The sequence below is a fragment of the Nitrosomonas oligotropha genome (assembly GCF_009833085.1).
Taxonomy (GTDB): Bacteria; Pseudomonadota; Gammaproteobacteria; order Burkholderiales; family Nitrosomonadaceae; genus Nitrosomonas; species Nitrosomonas oligotropha.
Genome location: NZ_QRBZ01000032.1, coordinates 24,619 through 43,513 on the forward strand (window position 1 = coordinate 24,619; position 18,895 = coordinate 43,513).

The 18,895-nt window shown below is 50.2% G+C and carries 16 protein-coding genes; 9 read left to right on the forward strand and 7 right to left on the reverse strand.

Translation table 11 applies throughout. From position 1 onward, the window contains the following. Positions 1-65: 65 nt before the first annotated feature. On the reverse strand, positions 66-929 hold the full coding sequence (locus ABD07_RS10765) for a hypothetical protein (RefSeq protein WP_160818267.1): 864 nt from the start codon (positions 927-929) through the stop codon (positions 66-68). Positions 930-1,385: 456 nt separating this feature from the next. On the opposite strand from ABD07_RS10765, the gene ABD07_RS10770 reads away from it, so the two are divergent. Together ABD07_RS10770 and ABD07_RS10775 are read left to right on the forward strand one after the other, a co-directional pair. After that, on the forward strand, positions 1,386-2,363 hold the full coding sequence (locus tag ABD07_RS10770) for a hypothetical protein (RefSeq protein WP_160818268.1): 978 nt from the start codon (positions 1,386-1,388) through the stop codon (positions 2,361-2,363). Positions 2,364-2,369: 6 nt separating this feature from the next. Further along, positions 2,370-2,960: a hypothetical protein gene (locus tag ABD07_RS10775; RefSeq protein WP_160818269.1), complete on the forward strand. Its 591-nt coding sequence runs from the start codon at positions 2,370-2,372 to the stop codon at positions 2,958-2,960. Between the two features lie 100 nt (positions 2,961-3,060). Here ABD07_RS10775 and ABD07_RS10780 read toward each other — a convergent pair whose 3' ends face one another. From ABD07_RS10780 to gyrA, 6 genes are all read right to left on the reverse strand, one after another. Then, the gene (locus ABD07_RS10780; RefSeq protein ID WP_160818270.1) at positions 3,061-3,948 is read right to left on the reverse strand and encodes a prephenate dehydrogenase; all 888 of its coding nucleotides are present in this window, start codon (positions 3,946-3,948) and stop codon (positions 3,061-3,063) included. Between the two features lie 22 nt (positions 3,949-3,970). Further along, positions 3,971-5,089: a histidinol-phosphate transaminase gene (gene hisC / locus ABD07_RS10785; RefSeq protein ID WP_160818271.1), complete on the reverse strand. Its 1,119-nt coding sequence runs from the start codon at positions 5,087-5,089 to the stop codon at positions 3,971-3,973. Positions 5,090-5,171: 82 nt separating this feature from the next. After that, positions 5,172-6,242, reverse strand: coding sequence for a prephenate dehydratase (gene pheA / locus ABD07_RS10790; RefSeq protein WP_160818272.1), 1,071 nt, complete (start codon positions 6,240-6,242; stop codon positions 5,172-5,174). Between the two features lie 46 nt (positions 6,243-6,288). Further along, positions 6,289-7,479 carry a 3-phosphoglycerate dehydrogenase family protein gene (locus tag ABD07_RS10795; protein ID WP_160818273.1) on the reverse strand — a complete coding sequence of 397 codons (1,191 nt, stop codon included), beginning with the start codon at positions 7,477-7,479 and terminating at the stop codon, positions 6,289-6,291. Next, positions 7,472-8,551: a 3-phosphoserine/phosphohydroxythreonine transaminase gene (serC, locus tag ABD07_RS10800; RefSeq protein ID WP_160818274.1), complete on the reverse strand. Its 1,080-nt coding sequence runs from the start codon at positions 8,549-8,551 to the stop codon at positions 7,472-7,474. The genes ABD07_RS10795 and serC overlap by 8 nt, the downstream gene beginning before the upstream one ends. 29 nt (positions 8,552-8,580) lie before the next feature. Next, a complete protein-coding gene (gyrA, locus tag ABD07_RS10805; protein ID WP_160818275.1) occupies positions 8,581-11,142 on the reverse strand; it encodes a DNA gyrase subunit A in 2,562 nt (853 codons plus the stop codon). A gap of 305 nt (positions 11,143-11,447) precedes the next feature. On the opposite strand from gyrA, the gene ABD07_RS10810 reads away from it, so the two are divergent. The 7 genes from ABD07_RS10810 to fusA all read left to right on the forward strand — a co-directional run bounded on the left by ABD07_RS10810 (position 11,448) and on the right by fusA (position 18,807). Beyond that, on the forward strand, positions 11,448-12,608 hold the full coding sequence (locus ABD07_RS10810; protein WP_160818276.1) for an aspartate aminotransferase family protein: 1,161 nt from the start codon (positions 11,448-11,450) through the stop codon (positions 12,606-12,608). A 45-nt stretch (positions 12,609-12,653) separates the two neighbouring features. Beyond that, on the forward strand, positions 12,654-13,580 hold the full coding sequence (gene argF, locus ABD07_RS10815) for an ornithine carbamoyltransferase (protein ID WP_160818277.1): 927 nt from the start codon (positions 12,654-12,656) through the stop codon (positions 13,578-13,580). A gap of 71 nt (positions 13,581-13,651) precedes the next feature. After that, positions 13,652-14,875 carry an argininosuccinate synthase gene (locus ABD07_RS10820; protein ID WP_160818278.1) on the forward strand — a complete coding sequence of 408 codons (1,224 nt, stop codon included), beginning with the start codon at positions 13,652-13,654 and terminating at the stop codon, positions 14,873-14,875. Positions 14,876-14,975: 100 nt separating this feature from the next. Further along, positions 14,976-15,461, forward strand: a complete 486-nt coding sequence (locus ABD07_RS10825; protein WP_160818279.1) for a YajQ family cyclic di-GMP-binding protein — start codon at positions 14,976-14,978, stop codon at positions 15,459-15,461. Positions 15,462-15,741: 280 nt separating this feature from the next. Beyond that, positions 15,742-16,119 carry a 30S ribosomal protein S12 gene (rpsL, locus tag ABD07_RS10830; RefSeq protein WP_108698003.1) on the forward strand — a complete coding sequence of 126 codons (378 nt, stop codon included), beginning with the start codon at positions 15,742-15,744 and terminating at the stop codon, positions 16,117-16,119. A 65-nt stretch (positions 16,120-16,184) separates the two neighbouring features. Beyond that, on the forward strand, positions 16,185-16,655 hold the full coding sequence (gene rpsG, locus ABD07_RS10835) for a 30S ribosomal protein S7 (protein ID WP_108698004.1): 471 nt from the start codon (positions 16,185-16,187) through the stop codon (positions 16,653-16,655). Positions 16,656-16,716: 61 nt separating this feature from the next. Further along, positions 16,717-18,807: an elongation factor G gene (gene fusA / locus ABD07_RS10840; protein ID WP_108698005.1), complete on the forward strand. Its 2,091-nt coding sequence runs from the start codon at positions 16,717-16,719 to the stop codon at positions 18,805-18,807. Positions 18,808-18,895: the final 88 nt, after the last annotated feature.

The following is an 18,895-nucleotide window of genomic DNA, read 5'->3' on the forward strand; positions in this document are numbered from 1 at the left end:
TACATTACCTCCGTCCAGTCAGCTGGCAGTGTGCGAATACAGTGCGTTTTCTCTGAGGCATAGCGTTAATCCTTATGGATAGACCGGGGCGCGCAAAAATCGAAGTACCAGGGCGTAATCTGCAAACAACTGAGCACCGGATGAATGTGGCACGCATAAGCGATATAGGGATCGCGCATGTGATGGCCCCAGAGCAATCCCACCGCGCGCTGGTATTGGTCGACGAGTAAAGCGCCGGAATCGCCTTTACGTGAGAACGGCTGCCTAACGCCGTGGCGATCGGGCAGCGCTTCGATGATCAACGTGTTGCGGCACAGTTCGCCATGGACAGTCTCAACCGTGGCTGCGCTGTCAATGATTTTCCCCCACGTTGAATCAGGGCGGCCTAACAAGCGGACTTTCAGTTCCCGTCCTCTCAGCGTATCCAGCGGATGCACCCGGGCGATTTTTGCGAAGTGCCGGACTCTTCCTTGCATCCGCTGCGGATTTTTGCTTTGCTTCAGCAGCAGGCTGGCTGTTGCGCAATCGATGTAATAGGGTTTTTCCGGTTCTCCCGGATAGGCAAAGGGGAAATGCCCGCATAGTCCTTCATCGTCGATTTTGGCAATGGCATTTAAGCGCGGTGCGTCAAAAATGACATGGTCATCGTGTTCTTCGTAATCGGGCTGAAAAATAATTTCATCGTGTTCCGCATCGTTGGCGAACAGAACATGCCGGTTGGATACCAACACCAGCGATTCCCCATCCGGAGCGTTACGTTTGACGGCCAGGAAACCCAGCGTGCCCAGGCCTACGTTGATATGGCGGGATTGATAAATGCCTTTCAGATTGCTGATGGCGGCGCCCACACGCGGTAACGCGGCATCAAGGTGATGCTGAACCAAAGCGCCCGGATGGCCGGTCAATTTGAACGAGGCATTTGCAGTCATAGTAACCACCTATTAATAAAGCCATCGACCGATGAAAACCACTCAGTGATGCGCTTAATTATTCAACTTATCGCTTCTTTATCATCAAAGATGACTTGGGACGATTAGATGCAGTGATGCTGGTACGGAAATCCGCCCTTATGGGGGAATTTTGTTACTACGTTTCTAATTTGACTGAACTTACTAATCCTTGCTAATCAGCAACCGATTTGCTGACTGGATACTTGTTCCGGTGTAGGGTTTTTTAGGTGGGTATGCGTGTTATTAATTTTTATGGATGAAACATTAACCCTTTGTTCGTATTTCATTTTTCTGTTGGAATAGAAAAATAATAACCCCGCTTCAGTCCAGAATATACTGAAAACCCGGAAAGCTGTCAAACAAAGCAACCCGTTTCCGGTTCTGTGCGCTAAACTGATCGATGACGTGTAACGACTATCAATTGCGGGAGGAAAAATGCTGAATTCTTCAATTCTGGATATCGCTCTGGGCATGGTGTTTCTCTTTGTTTTGGTCAGTTTGTTGTGTTCTGCGGTCAATGAAATGATTGCGCAATTCATCCGGATGCGCGCCAAAAATCTTGAAGCCGGTCTGACCAACTTGCTGCAATCCGGCGAAGCCAACCAACTGGTCACCGATCTCTACCGACATCCGTTGATTAACGGGCTTTCAAAAGCGGGAGAAAAACCTTCCTATATCCCGCCGAAGAACTTCACCCTGGCGCTGATGGATATCATGACCGGCAATACCGGCAAGCTTCCGGCGGACAATCAATCGCTAATCGCAAAGATCGAGAGCCAGAAGTTTTTTGCACAAACCGAAGCGGGAAAATCGATCATCCTGTTGCTGCATGAAGCAGGCAACGACGCCGAGAAAGCGCGCAGGAACGTGGAGAGCTGGTACAACGATGCGATGGACCGGGTGGGCGGCTGGTACAAACAAAAAACGCAAATCATTATTTTTGGTATTTCACTCGTGGTCTGTACAGTCTTGAATATCGACGCCATCAAAATTTCCCAGACCCTGTGGACCGATATCGCGCTTCGGCAAGCTTTGGTTCAAGCGGCTTCTTCGACGGATGTTGCCGGTTTGATGCCGCAATCACCGGCAAAGCAATCGACAGAGGAAAAATCCACCGGGAATGATGATGGTGCAGGCAAAGAAACTGTGGAATCCCCGAAGGATGTTGGGAAGTTGATTAAAAAAATTGAAGAACTGCGCTTGCCAATTGGCTGGACGGTCAAAGATGGCGAAGAGAAAAAATGGATCTGGGTATCGGAAAAATTCGAAGCCATGGACTGGCTGGTGAAATTTATGGGCATCCTGATCACGACTTTCGCCGGATCCCTTGGCGCACCATTCTGGTTTCAGTTGCTGAATAAGATTGTCGATCTGAGAGCGGCGGGTAAGCAGCCTGGTAAATCTGGGGGATAGTAGTTTGTGAATGTAGAAAAGCAGTGGGAAAACTTCTTAACTCCTGCGGTGATTCAGGAAAGATTGATAGCTGTATCTTTGTATATCACCGCCTATGAGATGCTCAAAGATTCAATCATTGGTCGAATCAAGGATTTTTACTGTATTGGGTTTGATGCAGAAGGTCTAACTATGTCTCCAGACTACCAGAAGAATGTTCTCAGTTTAAACAAAAGTCCTCTATACGCTTCGTTGAAGTGGCTTCAAGAGTCAGAAGTAATCAGTGATCAAGATCTCCTGATATTTGAAGAATTGAGGCGGTTACGCAACTTACTCGCACATGAACTTCCGAAGCATGTCTTTACTGGGACAGAAACTTCAATCATTAGCAGCATGCAATTGTTAATGGATTTACTAAAAAAGATCGAAGTTTGGTGGGTTATGAATGTTGAAATACCAATTAACCCAGATTATGACGGCAGCGAGATAGATCCAGATAAAGTTACTCCCGGTCCCATCCTAATGATGCAGATAATGTTCGAAGTATTGAGTGGGAATGAATCACTGCTCGAACACTACAAACGAGCAACATCTTTTAATGATAACGGAGACAGATGAGCAACTCCATTGGCAATGCACCTATCCCAAATGACCACATAGAAACTTTTAACAAAAATTAAGATTAGCTATAAATCAGAGAATAAATAACAAAGAAATATTACTTTTTGTTTTTTAACCAATCTTCCCGCATGCTCCGTGCCTGCGAAAAAGCTTGATCCAGTGCTTCAGCATCATTTTTCTTCAACAACTCTCGCAAACTCTTCAACTCATCCTGATACGCCTCAATCTGCGTAAGCAATGCTTCGCGATTCGCCAGACAAATGTCGCGCCACATTTCCGGGGAGCTGCTGGCGATGCGGGTGAAGTCGCGGAAGCCGCTGCCAGCGAAGCGCAATAAGCTTTCCGGGTCATCGGTGCTGTGGTTGAGGTGATTCATCAGGGTGAACGCCAGAATATGCGGCAGGTGGCTGGTGGCGGCGAGTACCCGGTCGTGCTCGTCCGGGGGCATCAGCGAGACTTGGGCGTGACAGGCTTGCCATAATTCACGCACGCGTTCGACGGCTGCCATGCTGGTTTCCGGCAGCGGGGTCAGAATCACGTGTTTGTTGTCGTACAAATCCGCTTGCGCGGCTTGCACGCCGCTCTGTTCGGTGCCGGCGATCGGGTGACCAGGCACGAAGTGGTGCCGGTTTTGCATGGAAAGATGGTGCCGCGCTGCGGCGATGACATCCTGCTTGGTGCTGCCGGCATCGGTGACGAGAGTGTTGGCGTGCAGATGCGGCGCAATTTTCTCCAGGGTGCTAGCGGTCTGTCCGACCGGCATGGCCAGGAACACCAGATCGGCATCGTTCAACGCGGAGGCGATGTCGGTGGCAATTTCATCAATCACGCCCAATTCAACGGCGCGTTGCATATTGGCCTGACTGCGCCCGACGCCGGTAATGTGCCTGACCAACCCCGCCTTGCGCAGCGCCAGCGCAAATGATCCGCCAATTAAACCGACGCCGACAATAACCAGTTTATTCAGTGCCGTGATAGTTGCCATGACGATTGCTGTTTGATGGTAATTAATTCAGTTCGCTTAAAGCCTGCTCCAGCGATTCCAGGAAGCGTTTGTTTTGCGATTCGAGTCCGACGGTTACGCGGAGATGGTGCGGCATTTCGTAGATTCCCAGCGGACGCACGATCACGCCATGCTGCAATAGGCTTTGATAGACTTTCGGCGTGTTGGCGGCATCGCCTTTGACGCGGAAACTGATGAAGTTACCGTACGACGGAATGTATTCAATACCCATTTTGCGGAAGCCGTCGGTCAGTTGCAGCATTCCGGCGCGGTTCAGCGCATACGACTTCTGCACAAACTCGGCATCCTGCAGCGCGGCCAGCGCGCCGACCAGGCCGATGCTGCTGACATTGAACGGCTGGCGCACGCGGTTCATCAAATTGGCCACGTCCGGATGCGTCAGCCCGAATCCGACACGCACGCCCGCAAGGCCGTAAACCTTGGAGAAAGTACGCGTGATCAGCAGATTGGAAAATTGTTTCAACCATTTGATACTGTCCGGTTTGTTCGCTTCGGGCAGGTATTCGTAATACGCTTCGTCCATGACGACCAGCACATCGCGCGATACCCGTTCCATGAAACGGAACAATTCATCTTCGCCCGATAAGGTGCCGGTCGGGTTGTTGGGGCTGGCGATAAAGACGATGCGTGTTTCCGGCGTGATGGCATCCAGCATTGCGGGCAGGTCATGCCCATAGTCGCGGGCGGGAACCGGGATACCGTTCGCGCCGATCATTTGCACTACCAGCGGATACACCGCAAAGGCATGTTGCGAGTACACCGCAGCCGCGCCGGGTTTGAGAAAAACGCGCGCGGCCAGATCCAGCACGTCGTTGGAGCCGTTGCCCAGAATGATTTGCGCCGGATCGACGCCATAGCGTTTCGATAGCGCGGCTTTCAATTCGTAACCGCTGCCGTCCGGATACAGCGCGACATCGTGCAAGGTGTTGATCATCGCGTCGAGCGCGAGCGGGCTGGTTCCGAGCGGATTTTCGTTGGACGCCAGTTTGATGATGTAGGATTCATCCAATCCGATTTCGCGCGCCAGTTCCGAAATCGGTTTGCCGGGCTGATAAGGTTGGATCGAGCGGATATATTCCGGGGCAAAATCGCAAAGATTCATAAGATTAAATGTGTTAATGAATAAAAAAGAATAGGGAAATGGTGTGAATGGATTAATGCGGCTATTCAGCGACGGTGAGTTGTCAGGCGGCCGGATACGATCCCAGAATTTTCAGGAAAGCGGCTTTGTGGCGTAACTCCGCCAGGGCTGCGGCGACATTATCATCTTGCTGATGTCCTTCAAGATCGATGAAAAAAACATACTGCCACAGACCGGTGCGGGACGGACGCGATTCCAGGCGGCTCATGCTGACGCTATACTGCGCCAGCGGTTCGAGCAAGGTGTAAATCGCGCCGGAACGGTTATTGGTCGACACGATCAGCGATGTCCTATCCTTTCCCGAAGGCGCTACGATTTGTCTGCCGATCACCAGAAAGCGCGTGGTATTTTTCGGATCGTCCTCGATGTTTTCCGCGCAGATGGAAAGCCCGAACAATTCCGCCGCTCTTTGGCTGGCAATCGCTGCGGCCTGATTGTCGGCCGCGGCTTGGCGGGCTGCATCGGCATTGCTGGCGGCATGGATCAATGCGGAATGGGACAGATGCGGCAAGTTGGTTGTTAACCAGTGATGACACTGCGCCAGCGACTGCGGGTGCGAGTAAATTTTGTTGATGCGCGTCAGATCGGTTTGCTGCGCCATCAGAAACTGATGCACCGGCAATTGAATCTCGCCGCAGATGGTGAGCGGCGTTTGCAACAGTAAATCCATGGTTCTGCCGACTGCGCCTTCGGAAGAATTTTCCACCGGCACCACGCCGTAATGGGCTGCTTCCGATTCCACCGTGCGGAACACGTCGTCGATCGAATCGCACGCGACCTCGCTAATGGAGCTGCCGAAGCGTTTCAGCGCCGCTTCTTCGGAGAAGGTGCCGTTCGGGCCGAGGTAGGCCACGCTCATGGGTTTTTCCAAGGCGCGGCACAACGACATGATTTCGGTAAATAAATGTTTAATGTGTTCGTTGCTGACCGGCCCGGGATTTTGTTCCTGCATGCGCGCCAATATTTGCGCTTCGCGCTCGGGACGGTAGACGATGCCGCTTTTTTTGATTTTGCCGACTTGCTGCGCCAATCCGGCGCGCTTGCTGACCAATTGCAGCAATTCGTTGTCGATGGCGTCGATTTGATCGCGGAGTTGTTTGAGTTCTTCGGACATGGTTAGTTAATCATTGAACATGGGGCGATTCGGCAGTGCTTGGCGGTTATCCGGGAAGATGCAGATAACGCGCCATCAGCACGCCGCTGATCGATGCAATCTCATGCAAAACATGCGGCGGGACCGGGCTGTCGGTATCGACCAGCGTATAAGCCATGCCGCCGCGCGATTTATTGATCATGGTATGGATATTCAGTCCGGCCTGCGCCATGCTGGTCGAAATCTGCCCCAGAATATTCGGCACGTTGGCATTGGCGACCGCGACGCGGTAAGGCACTTCGCGTTCCATCTGCGTATCCGGGAAGTTGACGGTGTTGGTGATATTGCCGTTTTCCAGGTAATCGATCAACTGATCCACCACCATCACGGCGCAATTGTCTTCCGCTTCGCTGGTCGACGCGCCGAGGTGCGGCAAGGTGATCACGTTTTTCTGGTGTCGCAGTTTCTCACTGGGAAAATCGCTGACGTAGGTTTTGATTTTGTTGGCGGCGATGGCTTGCAGGATCGCATCTTCATCGACGATCGCGCCACGCGAGAAATTCAGCACAATTGCATGCGGCTTCATCAGCTGTATCGTGCTGCTGTTGATCAGGTGCCGTGTCGAATCGAGCAGCGGCACGTGCACGCTGATGAATTCGCTGTGGCGCAGCAAATCTTCCAGACTGTTGGCTTTCTTGACTTCGGCTGACAGGCTCCAGGCCGATTCGACCGTGATTTTCGGGTCGAAACCGATGACTTTCATACCGAGCCGGATGGCCGAATTGGCGACCAGGCGGCCGATTTCGCCTAAACCGATCACGCCCAGCGTGCGTCCCGGCAATTCGATACCGGAAAAACGTTTTTTGCCGTCCTCGGCTTGTTTATTGAGCGCCGCATCGTCACCCTGCAGGCTGTCGGCGAATTGCAATGCCGGTACCAGGTTACGCGCCGCCAGAAACAAGCTGGCCAGCACCAATTCCTTGACGGCATTGGCGTTCGCGCCGGGCGTATTGAAAACCGGTATGCCGCGCGCATTCATCGCATCGACCGGAATATTGTTGGTACCCGCACCGGCGCGGCCGATTGCTTTGACGCTGTCCGGGATGGCGCTGTTCAGCATGTTGTGCGAGCGCACCAAGATGGCATCCGGTTCCTCGATGTCATGACCGGTCTGATAACGCTCTGCGGGAAAACGGTTGAGTCCGTGCGAAGAAATCGCATTGAGTGTCAGAATTTTAAAGAGTTGTTGTTCAGGCATGGCGGCTGGCAAACTCCTTCATGAAATTAACGAGCGTCGCGACGCCCTCGACCGGCATGGCATTGTAGATCGATGCCCGCATACCGCCGACCGAGCGATGCCCCTTCAGCTGTAATAAACCGTTGTGTTGCGCTTGTTTGAGAAATTCACCGTCCAACGCGGAATCTTTCAGCGTGAACGGCACATTCATACGCGACCGGTTGGCTACCGCCACCGGGCAGTGATAGAAATCCGTGCTGTCGAGATAGTCGTACAGCAGATTGGCCTTGGCCGTGTTGATTTTTTCCATCGCTGCCAGCCCGCCCTGTTTTTTCAACCAGGCGAATACCAGCCCGGTAATGTACATGGCGTAAGTGGGCGGGGTGTTGTACATCGAATCATTCTTGGCGTGAATCTGATAATCGTACAGCGTCGGTGTACCGGGCAGCGGCTGTCCCAATAGATCTTCGCGCACGATGACCAATGTCAATCCGGCGGGGCCGAGGTTTTTTTGCGCACCGGCATAAATCAAGCCGAAACGCGTGACATCCAATGGCTGCGACAGAATATCCGACGACATGTCGGCAACCAGCGGAGCCTCCGTGTCCGGTACCCAATGAAACTCGACGCCGCCGATGGTTTCGTTGCTGGTGTAATGCACATACGCTGCATCGGGGTTTAAGCGCCATTGTTCCAGTGGCGGAACGTAGGTGAAATGAGCGTCTTCCGACGAAGCGGCCACATTGACCGTGCAATAACGGCTGGCTTCTTCGATGGCTTTGGCCGACCACTGACCGGTATTGATATAGTCCGCTGTTGTTTTGCCGCGCAGCAGGTTCATCGGCACCATGGCAAACTGGCTGGAAGCGCCGCCTTGCAGAAACAGCACTTTATAGTTGCGCGGAATGTTCGCCAGTTCGCGCAGATCGTTCTCGGTTTTTTCCGCAATCGACATGAATTCCTTGCCGCGATGGCTCATTTCCATCACCGACATGCCGCTGCCGTGCCAATCGAGCATTTCATCGCGCGCCTGTTGCAATACTTCCTTGGGGAGGACTGCGGGTCCTGCGCTGAAATTATAGATCTGATCCATGGCGTTCTTTCCGGTAAGTGGGTTATTGGTTATTCACCATCTCCATCGCTGTCCTCGCTTTCGACCACCCGTTCCAGACCGGCCAGTTTTTCGCCCGGATCCAGATTGATCAAGGTGACACCTTGCGTGGCGCGGCTCATTTCGCGCACTTCTTTGACGCGCGTGCGGATCATGACGCCGCCGGAGGTGATCAGCATGATTTCATCGTCCGGTTTCACCAGTTTGGCGGTGACCACCTTGCCGTTACGCGCGCTGGTGATGATCGCGATCATGCCTTGCGTGCCGCGGTTGTGGCGGGTGTATTCGCTGATCGGCGTGCGTTTGCCGAAGCCATTTTCCGTCGCTGTTAACACCGCGAGTTCTTCATTTTCCGCGACCAGCATTGAAATGACTTTATGTCCGGAACCCAGCTTCATGCCGCGCACGCCACGGGCGGTACGGCCCATCGGGCGCACGTCGTTTTCGCTGAAGCGCATGGCTTTGCCATTATCCGAGAACAACATGACATCATGTTTACCTTCGGTCAGTTCAACGCCGATCAGATAATCGCCTTCATCCAGTCCGATGGCGATGATGCCATTGTTACGCGGACGGGAAAAATCCGACAACGGCGTTTTCTTGACGGTGCCAAACGATGTGGCCATAAAGACAAAGCGGTTCTCGTCGAAAGTTTTGACCGGCAGAATGGCGTTGATTTTCTCGCCTTCTTCCAGCTGCACCCAATTGATGATCGGTTTGCCGCGCGATTGCCGTCCGCCTTGCGGCACTTCGTAGACCTTGATCCAGTACACGCGTCCCAGACTCGAGAAGCACAGGATGTAGTCATGCGTGTTGGCGATGAACAGCTTGTCGATGAAATCGTCTTCCTTGGTGCTCGTCGCCAGCTTGCCGCGTCCGCCGCGTTTTTGCGCGCGATAGTCGTCGAGTAACTGGGATTTGATATAACCGCTGTGCGATAAGGTCACCACGACATCGGCCGGGGTGATCAAGTCTTCGATACTCAAATCCTGTGTGTCGATGACGATTTCACTGCGGCGTTTGTCGCCGAATTGCAGTTTGATCGCGTCCAGTTCTTCGGTGATGATGCTGGTGATGCGCCCCGGATTGGCCAGAATATCCAGAAAATCGATGATTTTATCGATAACTTCCCGGTACTCATCGACGATCTTTTCTTGTTCCAAACCGGTTAAACGTTGCAGACGCAGTTCCAGGATCGCTTGCGCTTGCGCATCGGAAAGCCGGTATCTCTGTGCTTGCAAACCGAAGGCATTATCCAATCCCTCCGGACGCAGCGCATTGGCATCGGCCATGGCGCGCGTCAGCATTTCTTCGACCAATTTGGACTGCCAGGTTCTCGCCATCAAGGCTTCCTTGGCATCAGCGGGCGTCGGTGCCGCTTTGATCAACGCGATGATTTCATCGACATTGGATAACGCAACCGCCAGACCTTCCAATAAATGACCGCGTTCGCGCGCTTTTTTCAGTTCAAAAACCGTGCGCCGTGTGACGACTTCGCGGCGGTGGCGCAGGAAGGCATCCAGGATTTGCTTCAAATTCAGCAAGCGCGGCTGGCCATCGAGCAAGGCCACCATGTTCATGCCGAACGTATCCTGCATCTGGGTTTCTTTGTACAGATTATTCAGGATGACTTCGGGCACTTCGCCGCGCTTCAGTTCGATGACGACGCGCATGCCGGATTTGTCGGATTCGTCGCGCAGGTCGGAAATGCCTTCGATTTTCTTGTCGCGTACCAGTTCGCCGATACGTATCAGCAAATTGGCTTTGTTCACCTGATATGGCAATTCATCAATGATGATGCATTGGCGGCTGCCTTTTTCCAGATCTTCAAAATGCGTGCGTGCGCGCATTACCACACGGCCACGGCCGGTGCGATAGCCGTCGCGCACACCGGCAACACCGTAAATGATGCCAGCAGTGGGGAAGTCCGGTGCCGGAATAATATCGATCAGCTCATCGATGGTGATATCCGGGTTTTTGAGCAAGGCAAGGCAGGCTTCCACGACTTCATTCAGATTATGCGGCGGGATGTTGGTCGCCATGCCGACGGCGATACCCGATGAGCCGTTGATCAGCAAATTGGGTATTTTGGCCGGCAGAATCAGCGGTTCTTTTTCGGAATCGTCGTAGTTGGGACCGAAATCCACTGTTTCCTTGTCGAGATCGACCAATAGCTCGTGCGCAATACGCGACATACGGATTTCGGTGTACCGCATCGCGGCGGCGTTATCGCCATCGACCGAACCGAAGTTACCCTGTCCGTCGACCAGCATGTAGCGCAGCGAAAAGTCCTGCGCCATGCGGACGATGGTGTCATAGACGGCGGTATCGCCATGCGGATGGTATTTACCGATAACGTCACCGACGATACGCGCAGATTTTTTGTAGGGCCTGTTCCAGTCGTTGGACAGTTCGTGCATGGCGAATAACACGCGCCGGTGCACCGGTTTCAAGCCATCGCGAACATCCGGCAGAGCGCGGCCGACGATGACGCTCATCGCGTAATCAAGATAGGAACGCCGCATTTCTTCTTCAAGACTGATGGGCAGAGTTTCCTTGGCAAACTGATTCATATCTTATGATTTTGTGAGAAACAACAGGTTATGATGCAGAAATATATCTTTGCTGAAACTGGATATAAGAAATTTATAAATCGGATCATTCTAACATGCTGCTATCGTTTCTCGACTAACTTTGCTATGGCCCGCGCATAAAATTGCCATAAATGAGTGGATATGCAAAGAAAAAAGCTTGAAAAAGCAGGCTAAATAGGTAACCATAACAACTTTTTCAAATTTTCCTTACCGTACCGGGTGGAGCGCTGAATTGAATTTTTCGTTTAAAATACAAATGCGAGTGTGATGCAGTGTCTAATTTGATGAATACATACTCACGGTTGCCCGTTACCTTTGTTAAAGGCGAAGGGGTCTGGTTATGGGACGATCGCGGTGAACGGTATCTGGATGCACTGGCCGGTGTGGCGGTGTGCGGACTGGGTCATTGCCATCCGAGATTAACCCGGGCGATCTGTGAACAAGCCGGAACGCTGATCCATACCTCTAATCTTTTTCACATTGAAAAACAGGAGCGGCTGGCTGAACGTCTGACGGAATTGTCCGGGATGGATAATGCGTTTTTCTGCAATTCCGGTGCGGAAGCGAACGAAGCTGCCATCAAACTGGCCCGGCTGTATGGACATAACAAGGGAATATCGCTGCCCACGATCATAGTCATGGAACGGTCATTTCACGGCCGTACCATGGCGACACTGACAGCCAGCGGAAATCGCAAGGTGCAAGCCGGGTTTGAACCGCTGTTGTCCGGTTTTGTGCGCGCTCCCTATAATAATTTGGAAGCGATCGCGCAAGTGGCCGCCAATAATAAAGATGTTGTGGCGGTACTGGTGGAACCGTTTCAGGGCGAGGGCGGGGTGAATATTCCCGAGGCGCATTATTTGCAAGGATTACGCACTCTGTGCACGCAGAATGGCTGGTTGCTGATGCTCGATGAGGTGCAATCGGGAATCGGCCGCAGCGGCAAATGGTTTGCGTTCCAGCACAGCGATATCATGCCGGATGTCATCACACTGGCCAAGGGGCTCGGCGGCGGTGTGGCGATCGGTGCTTGCTTGGCGAAAGGCACAGCGGCCGAAGTGTTCAAACCGGGCAATCATGCTTCCACGTTTGGCGGCAACCCGCTGGCCTGCGCGGCGGCGATCGAAACGCTGAAAGTAATTGCCGATGAGGGTCTGCTGGAACATGCGACAAAATTGGGCGACTTCATGCGCGACCGGTTGCGGAGTCAATTGGCCGATGTTCCGGGTGTCGTGCAAGTCAGAGGTCAGGGCTTGATCGTCGGTGTCGAACTTTCCGTGCCTTGTGTCGAGTTGGTGAGGAAAGCGCTGGAGAAGAAATTATTAATCAATGTAACATCGGATAAAGTGATTCGCTTGCTGCCAGCGTTTGTGATGCAGCAACATGAAGCTGAGCAAGTGATTGATATTACTTGTCTGTTGATAAAGGAGTTTTTAAATAACTAGGCAGATTGCATAGCAATGCATTACTGATTGGTTGTTTATCGCGTTATGCAATTAAAGCATTTTTTGCAATTCAAGGATTTTAGCCGCGATGAATATGAATATTTATTTGCGCGCGCGCGCTGGATAAAGCAGGAATTCAAACAATACCGGCAATACTGGCCGTTGTCCGATCGCACATTAGCGATGATCTTCGACAAAAATTCAACCCGCACGCGTTTGTCATTTGAAGCCGGTATGCATCAATTAGGCGGCGCGGCCATTTATCTGTCGACGCGGGATACGCAATTGGGGCGGGGAGAGCCGGTGGAAGATGCGGCGCGGGTGATTTCCCGCATGGTCGATGTGATTATGATCCGAACCTATCAGCATGACCTTGTCAGGCGCTTTGCGGAGTATTCCAGAGTGCCGGTAATCAATGGCTTGACCGATGAATATCATCCGTGCCAGATCATGAGCGATATTTTTACCTACACGGAATATAGAGGCAGTATAGAAGGCAAAACGGTAGCATGGATCGGTGATTCCAATAATATGTGCAGTACCTGGCTGCAGGCGGCCGAGGTTTTTAACTTTAAAGTGCATGTTTCCACGCCGCCCGGTTACGATGTTGATCCTGCGCGGATAGGGCTCAATGGCACTGCGCATTTTGAGAAATTTGCCAGTCCCCATCAAGCAGTGGAAGGGGTGGATCTGGTCACGACGGATGTGTGGACCAGTATGGGGTTCGAATCGGAAACTGAACAAAGAAAGAATGATTTTGCCGAGTTTTGTGTTGACGAGGAAATGATGGCATTGGCAAAACCGGATGCATTATTTATGCATTGTTTGCCAGCTCACCGGGGTGAAGAGGTAAGCGCGGAAGTGCTGGATGGACCGCAATCCGTGGTATGGGACGAAGCGGAGAACCGGTTGCATACTCAAAAAGCACTAATGGAGTATTTGCTGCTGGGCAAAATAAATACTGCAAAGTAAATTTGCAATCGGGATTCATGGGTTGCGCATTAACGCATAACAGCGCTAGATAAACGAACGTACTGAGAATAATGAAAAAGATTAATAAAGTAGTTTTGGCATTTTCCGGGGGACTGGATACATCCGTCATTTTGAAATGGCTGCAAGATACCTATCAGTGTGAAGTCGTCACTTTTACAGCGGACATCGGACAGGGAGAGGAAGTGGAACCGGCGCGTGCCAAGGCAAAGCAGCTGGGTGTTAAGGAAATTTATATCGATGACTTGCGTGAAGAATTTGTCCGCGATTTCGTATTTCCCATGTTTCGCTCCAATACGATTTACGAAGGGGAATATTTGCTGGGCACCAGCATTGCGCGTCCATTGATTGCAAAAAGACAGATTGAAATCGCGAGAGAAACCGGTGCCGATGCGGTATCGCATGGCGCCACCGGCAAAGGTAACGATCAGGTGCGTTTTGAGCTGGGATATTATGCGCTGCAGCCGGATATTCATGTCATTGCGCCGTGGCGTGAATGGGACTTGACCTCCCGGGAGACGTTATTACAGTATGCCGAGCAGCATGGCATTCCGGTCGAAATGAAGAAAAAGGCGGGATCGCCTTACAGCATGGATGCTAATCTGTTACATATCTCTTATGAGGGCAGGATTCTGGAAGACCCTGCCGCGGAACCGGAAGAGTCCATGTGGCGCTGGAGTGTTTCGCCGGAAAAAGCACCGGATGAACCGGAGTATCTGGATATCGAGTTTAAACAGGGTGATGTGGTGGCACTTAACGGTGTTGCATTATCACCAGCGAGCGTATTGGAAAAGCTGAATCAATTGGGCGGGAAACATGGCATAGGCCGGTTGGATTTGGTGGAGAATCGCTATGTGGGTATGAAGTCACGCGGCTGTTATGAAACGCCGGGCGGAACCATTCTGCTGCGAGCGCATCGTGCCATAGAATCGATTACTCTCGACCGTGAAGTGGCGCATCTGAAGGATGATTTAATGCCGCGCTACGCATCGTTGATCTACAACGGCTACTGGTGGAGTCCGGAGCGCAAAATGTTGCAAACTATGATCGATGCAAGCCAGGAAAAAGTGAATGGCTGGGTGAGGCTGAAATTGTATAAAGGAAATGTCATTGTGGTCGGCAGAGACTCGCAAACCGATTCCTTGTTTGATCCCACCATCGCAACGTTTGAAGACGATGCGGGGGCATATAACCAAGGGGACGCAGCAGGATTTATCAAACTGAATGCCTTAAGAATGCGCATTGCAGCTAACGCCGGAAAGAAACATAAGAAATAACTTCTTCAAACCCTAATGACAGGAATATTACCGGTTTGCTTGGAATTATGAATTCATAGCAATCGGCTATAACGTGATTGTTTCTGCACAGAGAGAAATAATGCCATCATTTGATATCGTTTCGGAAGTTGATAAACAGGAAGTTAGGAATGCTGTCGATCAGGTAAACAAAGAGGTCGGTACCCGGTTTGATTTTAAAGGTTCCGATGCCAGAGTGGAACAGACAGATTATCAATTGACAGTATTCGCAGACGACGAATTTAAGCTGGAACAAATACTGGATATTCTCAGAACCCGGCTAACGAAGCGGAATGTGGATGTGCGCTGTTTGGAGAAAGGCCAGGTTGAAAAAATTAGCGGAAACAAAGTCAAGCAGATAGTGACGATAAAAACAGGACTTGAAACTGAGCTGGCAAAGAAGGTTATTAAGCACATCAAAGATAGTAAGCTCAAAGTTCAAGCCAGCATCCAAGGCGATGTCGTGCGTGTAACCGGAGCAAAGAAAGATATGCTGCAAGAAGCAATTCAGTTAGTAAAAAAATCGATTGATAATTTTCCATTGCAATTTCAAAATTTCAGGGATTAATTGTTACTGGAAAATTTAATTTTACAGTTTAGAAAACAAGTTTAGGATTCTTAGCAGAAGGAAGTTGCAGGGATATGTGGCAATGGATAGAAACGTATTGCTCAAGTGACTTATCTTCGTCTTGACATATATAAATAAACCCAATAGAATCCGCTCTCTTTTTTGCCGCATCTTCGGATTAGTTGAAGGTCGGTGTAAATAATTACCAATATTTATTAAAGCAAATTAGCAAACAGATGAAGGACGGCTTAAAGCCATTCCAGTTTTTTAGGACACAGAAATGCCGACAATCAGTCAGTTAGTTAGAAAACCACGTGCTGCTAAGCAAGTTAAAAGTACTGTCCCTGCGCTCGAAAACAGTCCGCAGAAAAGGGGCGTATGTACAAGGGTATATACAACAACACCCAAAAAGCCAAATTCGGCGTTGCGGAAAGTTGCCCGGGTAAGGCTGACTAATGGGTTTGAGGTGTCAAGTTATATTGGCGGTGAAGGACATAATCTCCAGGAGCACTCGGTGGTATTAATCCGTGGCGGTCGTGTTAAAGATTTGCCAGGTGTTCGTTATCACACGGTCAGGGGTAGTTTGGATACAGCAGGCGTTAAAGATCGTAAGCAGGGACGATCAAAATATGGTTCTAAGAAACCAAAAACTGCTTAAAATTAATTTAGGTATCTATCCAAAGTGCTAGAGAAAATAAAATTGCGTAATGTAGAGGTTGCATAATGCCAAGACGTAGAGAAGTTCCAAAACGTGAAATATTGCCTGATCCAAAATACCACAATGTTGAGTTGGCAAAATTTGTCAATGTACTCATGACGCGTGGCAAAAAATCTGTTGCTGAAAGAATTATCTATGGTGCTTTAGAGCACATAGGCAAAAAAACCGGAAATGATCCGCTGGAAGTTTTTACCCAAGCATTGACTAACGTTCGTCCAATAGTTGAAGTTAAGAGCCGTCGAGTAGGTGGGGCTAATTACCAAGTTCCAGTCGAAGTGCGTTCGGTGCGCCGGAATGCATTGGCTATGCGCTGGCTACGCGATGCAGCAAGAAAGAGAAGTGAAAAGTCGATGGACGCGAGGTTGGCGGGGGAACTAACCGAAGCTGCAGAAGGACGTGGCGGTGCGGTAAAGAAACGAGAAGAAGTGCACAGAATGGCGGAATCCAATAAAGCGTTTTCACATTTTAGATTCTAATAAATTGTGCTTCCAGCATCAAACCTAATCGTAAGTTGAATTAATCGTAAGGCATTAAACCGTGGCAAGAAAAACTCCAATAGAGCGTTATAGAAACATAGGCATTATGGCTCATATCGACGCTGGTAAAACAACGACGACCGAGCGCGTCCTTTTTTACACCGGTGTATCGCATAAGTTAGGCGAGGTTCATGATGGCGCGGCTACGATGGACTGGATGGAGCAAGAGCAGGAAAGAGGGATTACGATTACATCAGCCGCTACAACCTGTTTTTGGAAAGGAATGGGTGGAAATTATCCAGAGCATCGCATAAATATAATAGATACACCCGGTCACGTAGATTTTACGATTGAGGTGGAGCGGTCATTGCGTGTATTGGATGGTGCTTGTACTGTTTTTTGTGCGGTAGGTGGGGTGCAGCCGCAAACTGAGACGGTTTGGAGGCAAGCCAATAAATATAAAGTGCCGCGTCTGGCTTTTGTGAACAAGATGGACCGGTCTGGCGCGAATTTCATGCGCGTGTATGAGCAGATTAAGGCGCGATTAAAAGCGGTGCCGGTGCCCATACAGCTGCCCATCGGAGCTGAAGATAAATTTGAAGGTATTGTCGACTTAGTAAAAATGAAGGCTATTTACTGGGATGATGAAAGTCGCGGGATGAAGTTTGAAGAGCGCGATATACCAGCAAATTTAAAAGAGGATGCTCAAGCTTGGCGTGAAAAAATGCTGGAATCGGCGGCCGAAGCAAATGAAGATTTAATGAATAAATATCTTGAGAATGGCGACTTGGAAATCTCGGATATAAAAATTGGAATACGTGCACGAACAATTAATAACGAAATAGTTCCTATGATGTGTGGAACGGCCTTTAAAAATAAAGGCGTTCAAGCTATGCTGGATGCTGTCATAGATTACATGCCGTCGCCTACCGATGTGCTGGCGATACAAGGTGAGAATGAGCGTGGTGAAGCTGATAAGCGCACGGCTGATGATAATGAGCCATTCTCGGCGCTTGCTTTCAAAATTGCTACCGATCCGTATGTTGGGCAGCTTATTTTCTTTAGAGTTTATTCCGGTGTTGTTGTGTCTGGCGATACCGTCTATAACCCAGTTAAGGGTAAAAAAGAAAGAATAGGCAGGATATTGCAAATGCACGCAAATCAGCGTGAAGAGATAAAAGAAGTAAGGGCGGGTGATATAGCGGCGGCTGTGGGTTTAAAAGACGTAGTGACAGGAGATACTCTTTGTGATCCGCAAAAAGTGATCACGTTGGAAAGAATGGATTTCCCGGAACCGGTAATTCATGTCGCTGTTGAGCCAAAAACAAAAATGGATCAGGAAAAAATGGGTATTGCGCTCAACAGGCTGGCGCAAGAAGACCCCTCCTTCAGAGTACGCACCGATGAAGAATCCGGTCAAACCATCATTTCCGGAATGGGTGAGCTGCATCTGGAAATTATTGTTGATCGAATGAAGCGAGAGTTTGGCGTAGAGGCTAATGTTGGTGCTCCTCAAGTTGCGTACCGCGAAGCAATAAGAAAATCCGTTGAAATCGAAGGTAAATTCGTCAAGCAATCAGGCGGCCGTGGTCAGTATGGCCATGTATGGTTAAAAATGGAGCCGAACGAAGCGGGTAAGGGGTTTGAGTTTGTTGATGAGATAAAGGGTGGTTCCGTGCCACGTGAATATATACCGGCGGTCGAGAAGGGTTTGCTGGAAACGCTACCCAGTGGAGTATTGGCAGGATATCCTGTGGTGGATGTCAAGGTTACTCTTTTTGATGGCTCGTATCACGATGTTGATTCAAACGAAAATGCGTTCAAGATGGCTGCATCGATAGCATTTAAAGATGGCATGCGCAAAGCCAACCCGGTACTGCTGGAACCAATGATGGCAGTTGAGGTTGAATCACCGGAAGATTTTATGGGAAATGTGGTCGGCGATTTGTCATCCAGACGCGGCATGATACAAGGGATGGAAGATGTGCCTGGATTTAAGGTGATTCGGGCCGAAGTGCCGTTAGCGGAGATGTTTGGTTATTCGACTGCATTAAGATCGGCCACACAAGGTAGGGCAACTTACTCAATGGAATTTAAACATTATTCAGAAGCTCCGAAAAATGTGGCTGATGCGATAATCAATAAAAAGTAATCGAATTGTATAGAGTGTAAAGGAATGAAACATGGCAAAGAGTAAATTTGAGCGGTCGAAGCCACACGTAAATGTTGGTACGATAGGA

Coding starts and splice junctions, on each gene's coding strand:
- ABD07_RS10765 (WP_160818267.1), bottom strand. CDS start 929: ATGACTGCAAATGCCTCGTTCAAATTGACCGGCCATCCGGGCGCTTTG.
- ABD07_RS10770 (WP_160818268.1), top strand. CDS start 1,386: ATGCTGAATTCTTCAATTCTGGATATCGCTCTGGGCATGGTGTTTCTC.
- ABD07_RS10780 (WP_160818270.1), bottom strand. CDS start 3,948: ATGGCAACTATCACGGCACTGAATAAACTGGTTATTGTCGGCGTCGGT.
- hisC (WP_160818271.1), bottom strand. CDS start 5,089: ATGAATCTTTGCGATTTTGCCCCGGAATATATCCGCTCGATCCAACCT.
- pheA (WP_160818272.1), bottom strand. CDS start 6,242: ATGTCCGAAGAACTCAAACAACTCCGCGATCAAATCGACGCCATCGAC.
- ABD07_RS10795 (WP_160818273.1), bottom strand. CDS start 7,479: ATGCCTGAACAACAACTCTTTAAAATTCTGACACTCAATGCGATTTCT.
- serC (WP_160818274.1), bottom strand. CDS start 8,551: ATGGATCAGATCTATAATTTCAGCGCAGGACCCGCAGTCCTCCCCAAG.
- gyrA (WP_160818275.1), bottom strand. CDS start 11,142: ATGAATCAGTTTGCCAAGGAAACTCTGCCCATCAGTCTTGAAGAAGAA.
- ABD07_RS10810 (WP_160818276.1), top strand. CDS start 11,448: ATGAATACATACTCACGGTTGCCCGTTACCTTTGTTAAAGGCGAAGGG.
- argF (WP_160818277.1), top strand. CDS start 12,654: ATGCAATTAAAGCATTTTTTGCAATTCAAGGATTTTAGCCGCGATGAA.
- ABD07_RS10820 (WP_160818278.1), top strand. CDS start 13,652: ATGAAAAAGATTAATAAAGTAGTTTTGGCATTTTCCGGGGGACTGGAT.
- ABD07_RS10825 (WP_160818279.1), top strand. CDS start 14,976: ATGCCATCATTTGATATCGTTTCGGAAGTTGATAAACAGGAAGTTAGG.
- rpsL (WP_108698003.1), top strand. CDS start 15,742: ATGCCGACAATCAGTCAGTTAGTTAGAAAACCACGTGCTGCTAAGCAA.
- rpsG (WP_108698004.1), top strand. CDS start 16,185: ATGCCAAGACGTAGAGAAGTTCCAAAACGTGAAATATTGCCTGATCCA.